This window comes from Tessaracoccus sp. OH4464_COT-324 (genome assembly GCF_003932855.1).
In the GTDB taxonomy this organism is placed as follows: domain Bacteria; phylum Actinomycetota; class Actinomycetes; order Propionibacteriales; family Propionibacteriaceae; genus Arachnia.
Window position 1 is genome coordinate 1 of the sequence record NZ_RQYZ01000218.1, and the last position, 209, is coordinate 209.

A 209-nucleotide genomic window follows, 5' to 3' on the forward strand; every position below is an offset into this window, starting at 1 on the left:
GACCATCCGGACCAGTCAACGTGAGCGTCACACCGGCAATCGGGCGATCAGTGTCGTCCTGCTTACCGTCCTCGTTCACATCCAGCCACACGTAGTCACCAACAGACACACTCGGCCGCACGAAACCAAAGTCCAGCGTCTCATCGCGGTCACCGTTTTGGGTCAGGCCCTCAGACTCGGCAAACCCAGTCGAAGAATCCTTATCCCTG

Annotated in this window: 1 protein-coding gene; it reads right to left on the minus strand. The window is 58.4% G+C overall.

Annotated elements, in window-relative coordinates; translation table 11 throughout:
- A partial coding sequence (locus EII42_RS12820) for an SdrD B-like domain-containing protein (protein ID WP_199729924.1) occupies positions 1-209 on the minus strand: 209 nt, incomplete at both ends.